Origin of the sequence: Pseudomonas chlororaphis (genome assembly GCA_001023535.1) — a bacterium.
GTDB lineage: Bacteria > Pseudomonadota > Gammaproteobacteria > Pseudomonadales > Pseudomonadaceae > Aquipseudomonas > Aquipseudomonas chlororaphis_E.
In genome coordinates, this window is sequence record CP011020.1 from 864,077 (window position 1) to 879,268 (window position 15,192).

Here is a 15,192-nt window from a genome sequence, read left to right on the forward strand (position 1 = left end):
AGGGCCACCTGTGGGAGCGAGCTTGCTCGCGATGGCTGAATATCAGTCGGCACATCGATAGCTGGTGTACCGCTATCGCGAGCAAGCTCGCTCCCACAGGGTTGTGCATAAGCTCGGGTCAGCCGCGCGGGGTCAGGCCCATCTTCCTGCGGCCCTCGGCCGGGGTCAGGACGCGGGCGCCGAGGCGAGTGAGAATTTCCCCGGCGCGTTCCACCAGTTGACCGTTGGTGGCGAGCACGCCTTTGTCCAGCCAGAGGTTGTCTTCCAGCCCGACCCGCACGTTGCCCCCCAGCAGCACGGCTTGGGCGGCCATCGGCATCTGCATGCGGCCGATGCCGAAGCCGGCCCATACGGCGTCCGCCGGCAGATTGTCGACCATCGCCTTCATGGTGGTGGTGTCGGCGGGCGCCCCCCAGGGAATGCCCAGGCAAAGCTGGAACAGCGGGTTGTCCAGCAGGCCTTCCTTGATCAGTTGCTTGGCGAACCACAGGTGGCCGGTGTCGAAGATTTCCAACTCGGCCTTGACCCCCAGTTCAGTGATGCGCTTGGCCCCGGCTCGCAGTTGCGCCGGGGTGGAGACGTAAATGGTGTCGCCGTCACCGAAGTTCAGGGTGCCGCAATCGAGCGTGCAGATTTCCGGCAGCAGCTCTTCGACGTGGGCCAAGCGGGTCAGCGGGCCCACCAGGTCGGTGTTGGGGCCGAATTCCATCGGCCGCTCGCCGGCCCCGATCTCCAGGTCGCCGCCCATGCCGGCGGTGAGGTTGACGATGATGTCCACGTCCGCCTCGCGGATGCGCTCCATCACTTCGCGGTACAGCGCCACGTCGCGGCTGAACTTGCCGGTCTGCGGGTCGCGCACGTGGCAATGGACCACCGTGGCGCCGGCCTTGGCCGCCTCGACGGCAGCCTCGGCGATCTGTTTCGGGGTCACCGGTACGTGGGGGCTCTTGGCGGTGGTGTCGCCAGCACCGGTGAGTGCGCAGGTGATGATGACGTCGTGGTTCATGGTGCGGCTTCCTTCAGGCGAGGTGAATCACTGCGCAGGCCGGCGGCGCTGCGCAGAACGATGGCGTGGGTCAGTTGGTGGTCAGTTGCAGGTTGTCGGCGGCCGGTTTGCCATCGAAGGTGGTGACGCCTTCGAGCCAGCGCTGCTTGTCTTGCGGATGGTCCTTGAGCCATTGCCGGGCCGATTCGAGCGGGTCCTTGTGGTCCAGCAGCGGCTGCATCATCCGGCTCTCGTCTTCGGCGGTGAAGGTCAGGTTGCTCAGCAAGCGACTGACGTTCGGGCATTGCTCGGCGTAGTTCGGCGCGGTGACGGTCCACACGGTGGCCATGCCTTCGTTCGGGCCGAGCGCGTCTTCGCTGCCGGTAAGGTAGGTCATCTGCACGTTGACGTTCATCGGGTGCGGCGCCCAGCCGAAGAACACCACGGCTTCCTTGCGCCGTACCGCACGGTCAACGGCGGCGAGCATGCCGGCCTCGCTGGACTCCACCAGTTGGAATTTACCCAGGCCGAACTGGTTCTTGGCGATCATCGCCTTGATCTGGGTGTTGGCACCGGAGCCGGGCTCGATGCCGTAGATCTTGCCGCCCAGCTCTTTTTCAAACCTGGCGATGTCGGCGAACGTCTTCAGGCCCTTGTCGGCCAGGTAGGTCGGCACGGCGAGGGTGGCTCGGGCATCCTTGAGGCTGGGCTGCTCCAGGACTTTCACCTGCTTGGCCTCGACGAACGGGGTGATTGTCTGGGTCATCAGCGGGTTCCAGTAACCCAGGAACAGGTCCAGGCGCTGGTCGCGGATGCCGGCGAAGATAATCTGCTGGGAGGCGCTGGTCTGTTTGGTCTTGTAGCCGAGGCCATCGAGCATCACTTGGGTCAGGGCACTGGTGGCGATGACATCGGTCCAGTTGACCACGCCCAGGCGCACGTTCTGGCATGCAGCAGGCTCGGCGGCAAAGGTGGCTGAGCTGAGCAAAACGGTACCGCTGAGAGCAAGAACGCAGGAGCTGATCAATCGTTTCATGGCGGGTCCTCGGCAGCTTATTGTTATGGGGTCCGGCGTCTGTGCGCCGGTGATGCCACGTTACGTAGCCGGACGCTGCGCAAAGCGCCCTGCGGCGACGTGCTCTTGCACTGCGGCGACCTGTGGCGTATCAAGGTGCCACGCTACCCGCCAACCGAGTGCGCGCCATGTCCCAGGATTTCTACTTTTTGTTGATGCCGGGTTTCTCGGCCATCGGTTTCATTTCGGCCATCGAGCCGCTGCGGGTGGCCAATCGCTTTCGCGGCGGGCTGTACCGCTGGCACGTATTGAGTGTCGATGGCGGGCCGGTGCTGGCGAGCAATGGCATGTCGGTCAACGCCGATGCGGCACTGGAACCCCTGAAGAAAGGCGCAACCCTCTGGGTGGTGGCGGGGTTCGAGCCGCTGAAGTTCTCCACGCCGGCACTGGAGCGCTGGCTGCACCGCCTGGACAAGGACGGCGTGACCCTGGGCGGTATCGACACCGGCAGCGTGGTGCTCGCCGAGGCGGGGTTGCTGGACGGGCATCGGGTGACCTTGCACTGGGAGGCGATCGAGGCGTTCAAGGAGTCTTATCCTCACCTTGGCGTGACCCAGGAACTGTTCGAGATCGACCGCCGCCGCATCACCTGCGCGGGCGGCACCGCTTCGATTGACCTGATGCTCGACCTGATCGGCCAGGCCCACGGTGCGGCACTGGCGATCCAGGTAAGCGAGCAATTCGTGCTCGGTCGCATCCGTCCGCGCAAAGACCACCAGCGCATGGAAATCGCCAGCCGCTACGGCATTCGCAACAAGAAACTGGTGCAGGTCATCGGGGAGATGGAAACCCACAGCGAACCGCCCTTGAGTACCCTGGCGCTGGCGCAATCGATCAGCGTGACGCGACGCCAGCTCGAACGCCTGTTCCGCCTGCACCTGAACGACACCCCGAGCAACTTCTACCTGCGCCTGCGCCTGGAGAAGGCCCGGCAACTGCTGCGCCAGACCGACATGAGCGTGCTGGAAGTGAGCATCGCCTGCGGGTTTGAATCACCGTCGTACTTTACCCGCAGCTATCGGGCCCGATTCGAACGCTGCCCGCGGGAGGATCGGCGACGGCAGGGGGATGGGCGGGAGGTAGTTTGACAGGTTTTTATACTCAATTATACTCGCGACTATAAATTATACCTATCGCCATAAATGAGTATAAAACCATGTCCAAGCCCACTGGTTTTGTCTTCCGGCGCCCCGATCTGGCCCGCAGCATTGTCGATGGGCTGGTGGGGGCCGGGATTCAGGACTACACCTCTGGCCTGTTCCTGGCGGCGCCTAGACGCACCGGAAAAAGCACCTTCTTGCGTGAAAACTTGATTCCCGAATGCGAAGCCCGTGGCTGGCTGGCGGTCTACGTCGATCTATGGGCCAACAAGGAGAAGGACCCTGCCGATCTGATTGCCTCGGCTATCGCTGCGGCATTGGTGCCTTATGAAAAGGGTATCCGTAAGCTTGCCAAGTCCATGGGCATCGACAAACTCAGTTTCTTGCGCACGCTGTCCTGGGATTTCAGCCGGCCGCAACTGCCTGACGGCGCAACGCTGACCCAGGCGCTGGAGTTGTTGCATCGTGCTGCTGGTAAAACCGTGGTGTTGGTGATCGACGAAGCCCAACACGCGCTGACCACCGAAGCCGGGGTCAATGCGATGTTCGCGCTCAAGGCCGCCCGTGACCAGCTCAACCAGGGCCGTGAGGATGATGCCAGTGGCCTTCGCCTGGTGTTTACGGGGTCCAATCGAGACAAACTGGCTCATCTGGTACTCAGCCGCAATCAGCCTTTCTACGGCTCCGGTATCACGTCTTTCCCATTGTTGGGCAAGGAGTTCACCAAGGCCTACGCTGCCCATTTGAACGCGCATCTGGCCCAGACCAACCAATTCAATGCCGACGAGCTCGATCAAGCGTTTGAGTTGGTCGGACGTCGCCCTGAAATGTTGCGTGCCGTCATCGGCGAGATTGCCTTGGAGTTGGGTGAGGCGAGCCATTTGGGCGAGTTGCTGCGCAACAGCGCCGAAATGCTGCGTGCCGGTGTCTGGACCGAGTTTGAAAGCGCCTGGAACGCCCTGACGGTGCCCCAACGCGCCGTTCTCCAGGTCATGGCCGAGCGCTCGCAAAACAACGAACCCTTTGCGCCCTTTACGGATGCGACGCTGGAGGCCGTGAGCAAGGTGCTTGCGAGTATGGGAAGCGACGTCGTGCCAGGCACCCAGACCATCCAATCCTGCATCGACGCGCTTCGTGAAAAGGAATTGGTATGGAAGTCCAATCGCGGTGGCTACGCATTGGAGGACAAAGCGTTTGCCGATTGGTTGAAGGGGTATCGCAAGCGGCAGTGAACCTGCATGTACCTAGGGTGCGCATTGTGGCGAGGGAGCTTGCTCCCGCCGTGGCGCGAAGCGGCCCTGTTTTTTGGCCTGCCGCGCAGTCCAGCGGGAGCAAGCTCCCTCGCCACAGGGCAGGCATTTCGTCAGGTGGATCGGAGTTACTTCTTCATCAGCGCCGCGCACGCCGCCTTATAGGCTTCATGCTGATACTTGTTCAGCGTCGCCGGCAAAGCGAAGTCATGCTTCTTGCTCTGCGCATTGATGGTCTGCGGCGACAGCAGCGTCACGTCGCAACCGTCCAGCAACTGGAAGACCCCTTCGATCTTGAACGTCGTCGGGCCGCCGGCGAACTCGCCTTTCTTGCTGCGCTTCTTGATGGCGATGCGTTCGATAGCGTTTTCGGCGACGAATGCCCGTACCTGCGCGGCGAAGGCCTTGACGTTGGCGGCTTCGTCATCGTCGTCCAGGGCGATTTTCTTGGTATTCAGGGCAATGTGGGTCAACGCCTGTTGATCCAGCGAGGCAACGGCGATGATCGCTTCGCTGCCTTTGATTTCGATGCCGCAGGTTTTCATGTCGATCCTTTTGAGCGAGGGGGTGTACAGCTTACAGCGCCAATTCCACGCGGGCCTTTCAGTCCTGCCCAATCGACTCCAGAAACTCCGACCGATCGTCGCTCACCTGGGCCATGCAGTCGTTCTCGGCAATCTTGTAGGCTTCGCTGCCGGGTTTGGCCGGGAAGGCGGCGATGGCGCAGTCGGCGTCCCGCTGTTTTTGCCACAGTTGCTGGGCGGCCTTGATCTTGGCGGTGATGTCGCTCAGTTGGGCCTTGTCGCTGGCGTAGCGGGTTTGCAGGCGCTCGTTGAGGCTCTGCAGGTTTTCGCTCAGCAACTGTTCGGCGGCGTTTTTGCCATAGGCCGAGCAGGCGAGGGTCTGGACGTCGTTTTCGACGGCATCGCAGGGGTTCTGTTCGGTGTCTTCAGCCGCGTGGGCGGCGGTGCTGATCAGTGCCAAAGCCAGGAAGATTGATTTCATTGCGTTGCCGCTCGAGTCCGGTGAAAGCCAGTGATGCCGCGGATTCTGGCGCAAGCGTCGGCTAAAGAACAGACGGGCAGGGTGGGCCTGCCGCGGCCCAATGTCGGTGATTGACGCTTTCGGCAATTCCCCTGTCGTTTTTGCACCCGGTCGCCGCGGCCCTCAGGCATATGCTGGCCCCAAAGCGCCGGCACACGATTCGGCGCATGAATCGCTGACAAAAAGGGGACTGCCTGATGAGCCCAGCCGAATTGCACGCCGACAGCATCGTTATCGACGGGCTGATCATTGCCAAGTGGAACCGCGACCTGTTCGAAGACATGCGCAAGGGCGGCCTGACCGCAGCCAACTGCACCGTGTCGGTGTGGGAAGGTTTCCAGGCCACCGTCAACAACATCGTCGCCAGCCAGAAACTGATCCGCGAGAACAGCGACCTGGTGATCCCGGTGAAGACCACCGCCGACATCCGTCGCGCCAAGGAACAGGGCAAGACCGGCATCATCTTCGGTTTCCAGAACGCCCACGCCTTCGAAGACCAGCTCGGCTATGTCGAGATCTTCAAGCAGCTCGGCGTCGGTGTGGTGCAGATGTGCTACAACACCCAGAACCTGGTGGGCACCGGCTGCTACGAGCGTGACGGCGGCCTGTCGGGCTTCGGTCGCGAGATCGTGGCCGAGATGAACCGGGTGGGCGTCATGTGCGACCTGTCCCACGTCGGTTCCAAGACGTCCGAGGAAGTCATCCTCGAATCGAAGAAGCCGGTCTGCTACTCCCACTGCCTGCCGTCCGGCCTCAAAGAGCACCCGCGCAACAAGTCCGATGAAGAGCTGAAGTTCATCGCCGACCACGGTGGCTTCGTGGGCGTGACCATGTTCGCGCCGTTCCTGGCCAAGGGCATCGACTCGACCATCGACGACTATGCCGAAGCCATCGAGTACACCATGAACATCGTCGGTGAAGACGCCATCGGCATCGGCACCGACTTCACCCAGGGCCATGACCAGGCGTTCTTCGAGATGCTGACCCACGACAAGGGCTACGCCCGTCGTCTGACCAGCTTCGGCAAGATCATCAACCCCCTGGGCATCCGCACCGTGGGCGAGTTCCCGAACCTCACCGAGACGTTGCTCAAGCGCGGTCACTCCGAGCGGGTGGTGCGCAAGATCATGGGCGAGAACTGGGTGAACGTCCTGAAAGACGTCTGGGGCGAGTGAATACCTCTGGAGCCTACTCCGCTCGCCGATAGCTGCGTCAGGTCCTCGCGCCAAGCTCGCCGTACATGCGTACTGTCTCGCTTGTCGCTCCGGTCCTTCCTTGCTCTCGACGTGCTCGCTACGGCCCCAAAGGCATCCACACCATTTTTTTATAAGAGCAAAAGCAAACGCTTCGCTCAGTAATGATTACGAATTTCCGGAGTTACGTTTTCATGGCCAAAATCGCCCCACAACTGCCTATCGAAGTCGACAGCGAAACCGGTGTCTGGACCTCCGACGCCCTGCCGATGCTCTACGTGCCGCGTCACTTCTTCGTCAACAACCACATGGGGATCGAGGAAGTGCTGGGCGCCGACGCCTACGCCGAGATTCTCTACAAGGCCGGCTACAAGTCCGCCTGGCACTGGTGTGAGAAAGAAGCCGAATGCCACGGCCTGGAAGGCGTCGCGGTGTTCGAGCACTACATGAAGCGCCTGTCGCAGCGCGGCTGGGGCCTGTTCAAGATCCAGGACATCGACCTCGACAAAGGCACGGCCAGCGTCAAGCTCGAACACTCAGCGTTCGTCTATGTGTACGGCAAGGTCGGGCGCAAGGTCGACTACATGTTCACTGGCTGGTTCGCCGGAGCCATGGACCAGATCCTCGCCGCGCGTGGCAGTTCGATCCGCACCGTGGCCGAGCAGGTCTACGGCGGTTCCGAAGAAGGCCACGACGACGGCCTGTTCATCGTCAAGCCGTTGTAAGTCGAGGATTGCGCCATGGCTTTTGAAGCAATGTTCCAGCCGATCCAGATCGGCAAGCTGACCATCCGCAACCGCGTGCTCAGCACCGCTCACGCCGAGGTCTACGCCACCGACGGCGGGATGACCACCGACCGGTACGTGAAGTATTACGAAGAGAAGGCCAAGGGCGGCATCGGCCTGGCGATCTGCGGCGGCTCCTCGGTGGTGGCCATCGACAGCCCGCAGGAATGGTGGAGCTCGGTGAACCTGTCCACCGACCGCATCATCCCGCACTTCCAGAACCTGGCCGACGCCATGCACAAGCATGGCGCCAAGATCATGATCCAGATTACCCACATGGGCCGTCGCTCGCGTTGGGACGGCTTCAACTGGCCGACCCTGATGTCGCCGTCCGGCGTGCGTGAGCCGGTGCACCGTGCCACCTGCAAGACCATCGAGCCGGAAGAAATCTGGCGGGTGATCGGCAACTACGCCCAAGCGGCGCGCCGGGCCAAGGCCGGTGGCCTGGACGGTGTCGAGCTGTCGGCCGTGCACCAGCACATGATCGACCAATTCTGGAGCCCGCGGGTCAACAAGCGTACCGACGAGTGGGGCGGCAGCTTCGAAGGCCGGATGAAATTCGGCCTGGAAGTACTCAAGGCCGTGCGCGCCGAAGTGGGCGACGACTTCTGCGTGGGCATGCGCCTGTGCGGTGACGAGTTCCACCCGGACGGCCTGTCCCACGAGGACATGAAGCAGATCGCCAAGTACTACGACGACACCGGCATGCTGGACTTCATCGGCGTCGTGGGCTCGGGTTGCGACACCCACAACACTCTGGCCAACGTTATCCCGAACATGAGTTATCCACCGGAGCCGTTCCTGCACCTGGCCGCCGGTATCAAGGAAGTGGTCAAGGTCCCGGTGCTGCACGCGCAGAACATCAAGGACCCGAACCAGGCCACGCGGATCCTGGAGGGCGGCTACGTCGACATGGTCGGCATGACCCGTGCCCACATCGCCGACCCGCACCTGATCGCCAAGATCAAGATGGGCCAGGTCGACCAGATCAAGCAGTGCGTCGGCGCCAACTATTGCATCGACCGCCAGTACCAGGGCCTGGACGTGCTGTGCATCCAGAACGCCGCGACGTCCCGTGAATACATGGGCGTGCCGCACATCATCGAGAAGTCCACCGGGCCGAAACGCAAGGTGGTGGTGGTCGGTGCAGGCCCCGCGGGCATGGAAGCGGCGCGCGTGGCGGCCGAGCGTGGCCATGACGTGACCCTGTTCGAGAAGAAGGAATTCATCGGCGGGCAGATCACCACCGCCTCGAAAGCCCCGCAGCGGGACCAGATCGCCGGTATCACCCGCTGGTTCCAACTGGAGCTGGCGCGGCTGAAAGTCGATCTGCGCCTGGGCGTGGCGGCTGACGCGGCGACCATCATGGACCTGCGTCCGGACGTGGTGGTGCTGGCCGTCGGCGGGCATCCGAACGTGGAGCAGAACGAGCACTGGGGCGCCGCCGAAGGGCTGGTGGTCAGCAGTTGGGACGTGCTCGACGGCAAGGTCGCGCCGGGCAAGAACGTGTTGGTCTACGACACCATCTGCGAGTTCACCGGCATGTCGGTGGCCGACTTCCTCGCCGACAAGGGCAGCCAGGTCGAGATCGTCACCGATGACATCAAGCCGGGCGTGGCCATTGGCGGGACGTCGTTCCCCACCTACTACCGCAGCATGTACCCCAAGGAAGTGATCATGACCGGGGACATGATGCTCGAGAAGGTCTACCGCGAAGGCGACAAGCTGGTGGCGGTGCTGGAGAACGAATACACCGGTGCCAAGGAAGAGCGCGTGGTGGACCAGGTGGTGGTAGAGAACGGCGTGCGGCCGGACGAAGAAATCTACTACGCGCTGAAGGAAGGTTCGCGCAACAAGGGCCAGATCGACGTCGAAGCCCTGTTCGCGATCAAGCCCCAGCCGTGCCTGGAACAGAGCGGCGATGGCTACCTGCTGTTCCGTATCGGCGACTGCGTGGCCCAGCGTAATACACACGCCGCCATCTATGACGCCCTGCGGTTGTGCAAGGATTTCTAACGGCTTGCACATAGCCCTGTGGGAGCGGGCTTGCTCGCGAAAGCGGTGGAGCAGTCAATCCAAATGTGACTGGCAGATTGCATTCGCGGGCAAGCCCGCTCCCACAGGAACCGAGTAAGGCATCTCGACCTGCAAGACCCTGGAGTCTTTGGGAGCAACACCTATGTTGAACACCCTTCTTCCCATCCTGCTGTTCGCAGCCCTGGGCCTGGCGGTCCTTGGCGCCTTGCGGCGGGTGAACATGTGGCGCCGGGGACGACCGTCCAGGGTTGACCTGATCGGCGGTCTCTTCGCCATGCCCAAGCGCTACATGGTGGACCTGCACCACGTGGTGGCGCGGGACAAATACATCGCCAACACCCACGTCGCCACGGCCGGTGGTGCGGTGGCGTCGATCGTGCTGGCGATCCTGGTGCACGGCTTCGGCCTGCATAACCGTTTCCTGGGCTATGCGCTGCTGTTGATGACGGCAGTGATGTTCGTCGGCGCGATCTTCGTCTACCTGCGTCGTCGCAACCCGCCGGCACGGCTGTCGAAAGGCCCGTGGATGCGCCTGCCGAAGAGCCTGCTGGCATTCTCGGTGTCGTTCTTCCTGGTGACCCTGCCGGTGGCGGGCATCCTGCCGGAAAACTTCGGCGGCTGGGTAATGGCGGCGATCCTCGGGCTCGGTGTGTTGTGGGGCGTCTCGGAGCTGTTCTTCGGCATGACCTGGGGCGGCCCAATGAAGCACGCCTTCGCCGGTGCCCTGCACCTGGCCTGGCACCGTCGCGCCGAACGCTTTGGCGGCGGCCGTTCCACCGGCCTGAAACCGCTGGACTTGACTGACCCGGCGGCACCGTTGGGGGTGGAAAAGCCCAAGGACTTCACTTGGAACCAGTTGCTTGGCTTCGACGCCTGCGTGCAGTGCGGTAAATGCGAAGCCGCGTGCCCGGCCTTTGCCGCCGGCCAGCCGCTGAACCCGAAAAAACTCATCCAGGACATGGTCGTTGGCCTGGCCGGCGGCACCGATGCGAAGTTCGCCGGCAGCCCGTATCCCGGCAAGCCGGTGGGTGAGCACGGTGGTAATCCGCACCAGCCGATCGTCAATGGCCTGGTGGACGCCGAGACGCTGTGGTCGTGCACCACCTGCCGTGCCTGCGTCGAGGAATGCCCGATGATGATCGAGCACGTCGATGCCATCGTCGACATGCGCCGGCACCTGACCCTGGAAAAAGGCGCCACCCCGAACAAGGGCGCCGAGGTGCTGGAAAACCTGATCGCCACCGACAACCCTGGCGGGTTCGCCCCGGGCGGGCGGATGAACTGGGCGGCGGACCTGAACCTGAACCTGCTCAGCGAGAAGAAATCCACCGACGTGCTCTTCTGGGTCGGCGACGGCGCCTTCGACATGCGCAACCAGCGCACCCTGCGTGCGTTCGTCAAAGTGCTCAAGGCGGCGAAGATCGATTTTGCCGTGCTCGGCCTTGAAGAACGCGACAGCGGTGACGTGGCCCGGCGCCTGGGTGACGAAGCGACGTTCCAGCTGTTGGCCAAGCGCAACATCCAGACCCTGGCCAAATACAGCTTCAACCGCATCGTCACTTGCGACCCTCACAGCTTCCACGTGCTGAAAAACGAGTACGGTGCCTTCGATGGCAACTACCTGGTGCAGCACCACAGCACTTACCTGGCGGAGATCATCGGCGCTGGCGCCCTCAATCTCGGCCAGCACAAGGGTGACAGCGTGACGTACCACGACCCGTGCTACCTGGGGCGCTACAACGGCGAGTACGAGGCCCCGCGCCAGGTGCTGCGCGCACTGGGCATCGAGGTCAAGGAAATGCAGCGTTCGGGTTTCCGTTCGCGTTGCTGCGGCGGTGGCGGCGGTGCGCCGATCACCGACATCCCGGGCAAGCAGCGGATCCCTGACATGCGCATGGAAGACATCCGCGAAACCGGTGCCGAACTGGTGGCGGTGGGTTGTCCACAGTGCACGGCGATGCTGGAAGGCGTGGTCGAGCCGCGGCCGATGATCAAGGACATCGCCGAACTGGTGGCCGATGCCCTGCTTGAAGACGTGGCGTCGGGTAAAACCGCGGCCCCGGCCAAACGTGAACCTGCGGAGGTGCATTAATGAGCGACATCATCCGCCGCGACCCTCGCGCCGAGTGGATCGCCCGCAACCGCCTGCACCCGCTGCACGCGGCCATGCAGCCGGTGCAACACAGCTGGATGGGCCCTAACGGGATCATCCGCAAGCATGTCCACGGCGTGGGTTTCATTGGCCCCAACGGCATCAAGCGTATCGACCGCAGCGGTGCCCAGCAGGGCGGCGCGACCAAGCGCGCCGCGGCCACTGAAGTGCAATTGCCGCTGCATCAGGTGGCGCAGCCGGCGTTCTACATCAGCGTGGTGCCGGACATGGTCGGGGGGCGTCTCAGCGCCCACGACCGGGACTTGCTCGGCCTGGCCCATCAACTGGCCGGCAGCGACGGCGCGGTGCTGGCGGTGGTCTTTGGCGAGCACAAGGAAACCACCTTCGCCACGGCGGGCGTCGACCGCTTGCTGGTGCTCGAAGGCGAGGCCTTCAATGGTTATGCACCGGAACAACGGGTGCAGGGCCTGCGGGCTGTGGATAACCAATTCAGCCCTCGTCACTGGTTGCTGCCGGACAGCCGCAGTGGCGGTGGCGAACTGGGCCGGCGCTTTGCCGCCGCGCTGGGTGAGCGCCCGGCCACGCGGGTCTGGCAGGTCAAAGGCGAGGAGTGCATCGGCCGCGCCGGTGCCGGCCTGCAAGACCTGGCTCGACCCTTGGCGCGCTTGATCCTGGCCGCCGCCGAATGCGCCGAACCGGTCAGCGAAACCCGTCATGAAGCGCTGCCGGTGGAGTTATCCACAAGCGTGGCCCGCAGCCTGTCGCGCATCGAAGACCTGGGCGCGGTGGCAGTGGACCCGGGGGCGATTCCGATGGCCGAAGCCGAATTCATTTTCTCCGGCGGCAACGGGGTCAAGGACTGGGCGCTTTTCCACCAGACCGCGGCGGCCCTGGGCGCCACCGAGGGGGCTTCGCGGGTGGCAGTGGACGATGGCTTCATGGCGCGGGACCGCCAGGTGGGCGCCAGTGGCACCTGGGTCACCGCGCGGGTCTATGTGGCCGTGGGAATTTCCGGGGCGATCCAGCACCTGCAAGGCATCGGTGCCTGCGACAAGGTGGTAGCGATCAACCTCGACCCGGGCTGCGACATGATCAAGCGGGCGGACCTGTCGGTGATTGGTGACAGCGCGGCGATTCTCAAGGCCCTGATCGCGGCGGTAGAGGCCTACCGCAACGAAGCCAGGCGCGATGCGGCTTAAGCTAAGGATTCAACCATGAGTACTCAAGTGATCAGCCTCGTCTCCATCGGTGCCCACCCGACCTCCGGCCGGCCCCGTCGCGCCGAACAGGACGCCCGCGCCGTGGAGCTGGGCCTGCAATTGGCTGGCAACGACCTGCAAGTGCTGCACGCCGGCGACGTGGCTGAGCCGGCCCTGCGCGCCTACCTGGGCATGGGCCTGGACGAACTCCACGTCCTGGACAACCCCGAGGGCGCCGACGCGCTGCCGGCCCTGACCGACTACCTGCGCGATGTCGGCGCCCAAGTGGTGCTCACCGGCAGCCAGGCGGAAACCGGCGAAGGTTCTGGGATGTTGCCATTCCTGCTGGCGGAAAACCTCGGCTGGCCGCTGGTGGTCGGGCTGGCCCAGGTCGAATCCATCGACAGCGGCGTCGCCCTGGTGTTGCAAGCCCTGCCTCGCGGGCAACGGCGCCGCTTGAAAGTGCGCCTGCCGTTCCTGGCGACTGTGGATAACGCTGCGCCCAAGCCTCGGCAGAGCGCCTACGGCCCTGCGCGACGGGGTGCCCTGCACGCCGAAGAGGTCGAAGTGGTCGATGACGCCTTGCTGGCGGTGGCGACCCTGCAACCGGCCAAGCCACGCCCCAAACGCCTGAAGGTGATCAAGGCCAAGAGCGGCGCCGACCGCATGAAAGCCGCCACGGCCAAGGCCAGCGGCGGAGGCGGGCAAGTGCTCAAGGGCGTCAGCCCGGAAGCGGGCGCCGAGGCGATTCTCAAGTTGCTTGTTGAGGAAGGGGTCGTCCGCTAAGGCGGAAACGACCTACTCCCCTGTGGGTGCGAGCCTGCTCGCGAGGGCTGTGTGTCAGGCGACAGGGTTGTCGCGGGATACCGCTTTCGCTTGCCGGTTCGCTCTCACGGTGCTGTGTGGTTTTATCCCCAGGCTTTCGCGCGCTTGTATCAGGTTTCCGTCGTGGGCAACGGAAACGCTGCAGGGTGTTCAGTATTTGAATGTCTCACTTCAATGACAACCTTCTCAGCCGAGATATTGTCAATTTGCGCGTTTAATATATGCCTGTTTAATGTGTCCAGATTCGCATCCCATTCATCCAGCAGGAAAATCTCAACGGGCTGCTGTAATAAGCCTGATAGTTGCTTCATTTGGCGCTGCCCTGTCGATAGGTTTTCGTCGGGTTCCGAAAAACTGATGTCGGGAGATATCAGCACGGCGTCTTCAGAAAGGGACTTGATCCATTTTAGAACTGAGGACTTTCCTGAGCCGTTGTCGCCTTGCACGAGATAGCGTCCTGGTTTTAGCGCTTGACACACCAGCGCCTGCTGAAACTCGGCTAACGCATACCTTTGCTGGGTGGTGATTTCCCTGATGGTTATTTTCTGAGCACTTATCTGCTCGTTGAAATTCTGTTGCTCAAGCGTCTGAGTGAATGTGACGAGGTTTTTGACTTTGCGCCTGACGATGACGAACTGACTGCCATACATACTCAGTGCATGGACGCTTCCGAATAACTGCAGTGTTCGTGGCAATACAGCAACCAGGGTGCCCAGCGGCACAGCCGTTACTTCGGCAGGAAGGTACAAGGCGACTATCATGATGAGCACCGCTACGCAGATGGGTAGGCAAGCGATCATCTGCTCAAGCAACACATATTTTTCGGTGGTTCTAAAATAATGCTCTGATTGATCCGAGTATCGAAGTTTTCTGTTGTTGAACATAGGCGAGCTCGCGAAGTGGCTATTGTGCCAGAGCGGCTCGATTTCAAGTAATGCTTGAAGTTTTGTTTTTTGGAGACGGGTTGCATATTCATCTATTTTGGTTTTCATGAGCATGACGAATATGGCTGAGACCATCAATGAGGCGAGAAGCACACTGGATATCAAGTGACCAAGCGTCAGGTAGAAAACGATAAGCGTGAAAATGATGTTGAAGTAGGTCGAGGCCATTCCAATGTAAAAAGCGGCGGCGTGTTCTATGGTGCCTGCGGCTTCGCCGGTCAACCAATTTGTCGTAAGCTTGCTGTTTTTGCTGGAGGAAAGCCTTATGTCTTTCCTGAGCAATGAAAATGTCTGAAGGGTGTAATGTTTCCATGTCTGGTTCTGTAACCGTACACGTACTAATTCACCTGCTGAACTGATCAAGTAAGCCAGTAGCGCGAAGGCAAAGAAATAAACAATGTACATCTTGATCGATGCGTAGGTTTGCAGCGTTAGCGCCTCACCCGCTTGGGCAATGAAGTAGGTTGAGAGTGCGAGGCTTATTTGTTGAAGCAAGGCCAGTGTCAGGGCGATGATGAATAGACGGCTTTTTATGAACACTGCTATATCCCTATAGACGGTAGTCGACACGCGGTCACATCATCTATCGGTCCGGCAATTGATTTGTCAAAGTGCTTTCAAGCTAATCGATGACAAAGTATT

13 protein-coding genes are annotated in these 15,192 nt (G+C 62.0%); 8 read left to right on the top strand and 5 right to left on the bottom strand.

Annotated elements, in window-relative coordinates; translation table 11 throughout:
- Positions 1 to 118: 118 nt before the first annotated feature.
- Together VM99_03755 and VM99_03760 are read right to left on the bottom strand one after the other, a co-directional pair.
- Positions 119 to 1,006, bottom strand: a complete 888-nt coding sequence (locus tag VM99_03755; GenBank protein ID AKJ97205.1) for an NADPH:quinone reductase — start codon at positions 1,004 to 1,006, stop codon at positions 119 to 121.
- Positions 1,007 to 1,076: 70 nt separating this feature from the next.
- On the bottom strand, positions 1,077 to 2,021 hold the full coding sequence (locus tag VM99_03760) for a glycine/betaine ABC transporter substrate-binding protein (protein ID AKJ97206.1): 945 nt from the start codon (positions 2,019 to 2,021) through the stop codon (positions 1,077 to 1,079).
- Between the two features lie 167 nt (positions 2,022 to 2,188).
- On the opposite strand from VM99_03760, the gene VM99_03765 reads away from it, so the two are divergent.
- Together VM99_03765 and VM99_03770 are read left to right on the top strand one after the other, a co-directional pair.
- Positions 2,189 to 3,148 (top strand): AraC family transcriptional regulator, encoded by a 960-nt coding sequence (locus tag VM99_03765; GenBank protein AKJ97207.1) that lies wholly within the window; start codon positions 2,189 to 2,191, stop codon positions 3,146 to 3,148.
- A gap of 68 nt (positions 3,149 to 3,216) precedes the next feature.
- A complete protein-coding gene (locus tag VM99_03770) occupies positions 3,217 to 4,392 on the top strand; it encodes a hypothetical protein (protein ID AKJ97208.1) in 1,176 nt (391 codons plus the stop codon).
- A 146-nt stretch (positions 4,393 to 4,538) separates the two neighbouring features.
- On the opposite strand, the gene VM99_03775 is transcribed toward VM99_03770, so the two are convergent.
- Positions 4,539 to 4,955 (bottom strand): hypothetical protein, encoded by a 417-nt coding sequence (locus VM99_03775; GenBank protein AKJ97209.1) that lies wholly within the window; start codon positions 4,953 to 4,955, stop codon positions 4,539 to 4,541.
- Between the two features lie 58 nt (positions 4,956 to 5,013).
- Complete coding sequence (locus VM99_03780) at positions 5,014 to 5,415, bottom strand: hypothetical protein (GenBank protein ID AKJ97210.1); 402 nt, start codon at positions 5,413 to 5,415, stop codon at positions 5,014 to 5,016.
- Positions 5,416 to 5,651: 236 nt separating this feature from the next.
- Here VM99_03780 and VM99_03785 point away from each other — a divergent pair, with 236 nt between their 5' ends.
- From VM99_03785 to VM99_03810, 6 genes are all read left to right on the top strand, one after another.
- Complete coding sequence (locus tag VM99_03785) at positions 5,652 to 6,629, top strand: peptidase M19 (GenBank protein ID AKJ97211.1); 978 nt, start codon at positions 5,652 to 5,654, stop codon at positions 6,627 to 6,629.
- Positions 6,630 to 6,841: 212 nt separating this feature from the next.
- The gene (locus VM99_03790; protein AKJ97212.1) at positions 6,842 to 7,372 is read left to right on the top strand and encodes a hydrocarbon binding protein; all 531 of its coding nucleotides are present in this window, start codon (positions 6,842 to 6,844) and stop codon (positions 7,370 to 7,372) included.
- A gap of 15 nt (positions 7,373 to 7,387) precedes the next feature.
- Complete coding sequence (locus VM99_03795) at positions 7,388 to 9,448, top strand: N-methylproline demethylase (protein AKJ97213.1); 2,061 nt, start codon at positions 7,388 to 7,390, stop codon at positions 9,446 to 9,448.
- A gap of 163 nt (positions 9,449 to 9,611) precedes the next feature.
- Positions 9,612 to 11,561, top strand: a complete 1,950-nt coding sequence (locus VM99_03800; protein ID AKJ97214.1) for a (Fe-S)-binding protein — start codon at positions 9,612 to 9,614, stop codon at positions 11,559 to 11,561.
- Positions 11,561 to 12,781 (top strand): electron transfer flavoprotein subunit alpha, encoded by a 1,221-nt coding sequence (locus VM99_03805; protein ID AKJ97215.1) that lies wholly within the window; start codon positions 11,561 to 11,563, stop codon positions 12,779 to 12,781. Before VM99_03800 ends, VM99_03805 begins: the two co-directional genes overlap by 1 nt.
- 15 nt (positions 12,782 to 12,796) lie before the next feature.
- Positions 12,797 to 13,567 carry an electron transfer flavoprotein subunit beta gene (locus tag VM99_03810; GenBank protein ID AKJ97216.1) on the top strand — a complete coding sequence of 257 codons (771 nt, stop codon included), beginning with the start codon at positions 12,797 to 12,799 and terminating at the stop codon, positions 13,565 to 13,567.
- Positions 13,568 to 13,716: 149 nt separating this feature from the next.
- On the opposite strand, the gene VM99_03815 is transcribed toward VM99_03810, so the two are convergent.
- Positions 13,717 to 15,084, bottom strand: a complete 1,368-nt coding sequence (locus VM99_03815) for a hypothetical protein (protein AKK01691.1) — start codon at positions 15,082 to 15,084, stop codon at positions 13,717 to 13,719.
- Positions 15,085 to 15,192: the final 108 nt, after the last annotated feature.

Excerpts from the sequence above, each read along its gene's own strand:
- VM99_03755 (AKJ97205.1), bottom strand. The coding sequence starts at position 1,006 with ATGAACCACGACGTCATCATCACCTGCGCACTCACCGGTGCTGGCGAC.
- VM99_03760 (AKJ97206.1), bottom strand. The coding sequence starts at position 2,021 with ATGAAACGATTGATCAGCTCCTGCGTTCTTGCTCTCAGCGGTACCGTT.
- VM99_03765 (AKJ97207.1), top strand. The coding sequence starts at position 2,189 with ATGTCCCAGGATTTCTACTTTTTGTTGATGCCGGGTTTCTCGGCCATC.
- VM99_03770 (AKJ97208.1), top strand. The coding sequence starts at position 3,217 with ATGTCCAAGCCCACTGGTTTTGTCTTCCGGCGCCCCGATCTGGCCCGC.
- VM99_03775 (AKJ97209.1), bottom strand. The coding sequence starts at position 4,955 with ATGAAAACCTGCGGCATCGAAATCAAAGGCAGCGAAGCGATCATCGCC.
- VM99_03780 (AKJ97210.1), bottom strand. The coding sequence starts at position 5,415 with ATGAAATCAATCTTCCTGGCTTTGGCACTGATCAGCACCGCCGCCCAC.
- VM99_03785 (AKJ97211.1), top strand. The coding sequence starts at position 5,652 with ATGAGCCCAGCCGAATTGCACGCCGACAGCATCGTTATCGACGGGCTG.
- VM99_03790 (AKJ97212.1), top strand. The coding sequence starts at position 6,842 with ATGGCCAAAATCGCCCCACAACTGCCTATCGAAGTCGACAGCGAAACC.
- VM99_03795 (AKJ97213.1), top strand. The coding sequence starts at position 7,388 with ATGGCTTTTGAAGCAATGTTCCAGCCGATCCAGATCGGCAAGCTGACC.
- VM99_03800 (AKJ97214.1), top strand. The coding sequence starts at position 9,612 with ATGTTGAACACCCTTCTTCCCATCCTGCTGTTCGCAGCCCTGGGCCTG.
- VM99_03805 (AKJ97215.1), top strand. The coding sequence starts at position 11,561 with ATGAGCGACATCATCCGCCGCGACCCTCGCGCCGAGTGGATCGCCCGC.
- VM99_03810 (AKJ97216.1), top strand. The coding sequence starts at position 12,797 with ATGAGTACTCAAGTGATCAGCCTCGTCTCCATCGGTGCCCACCCGACC.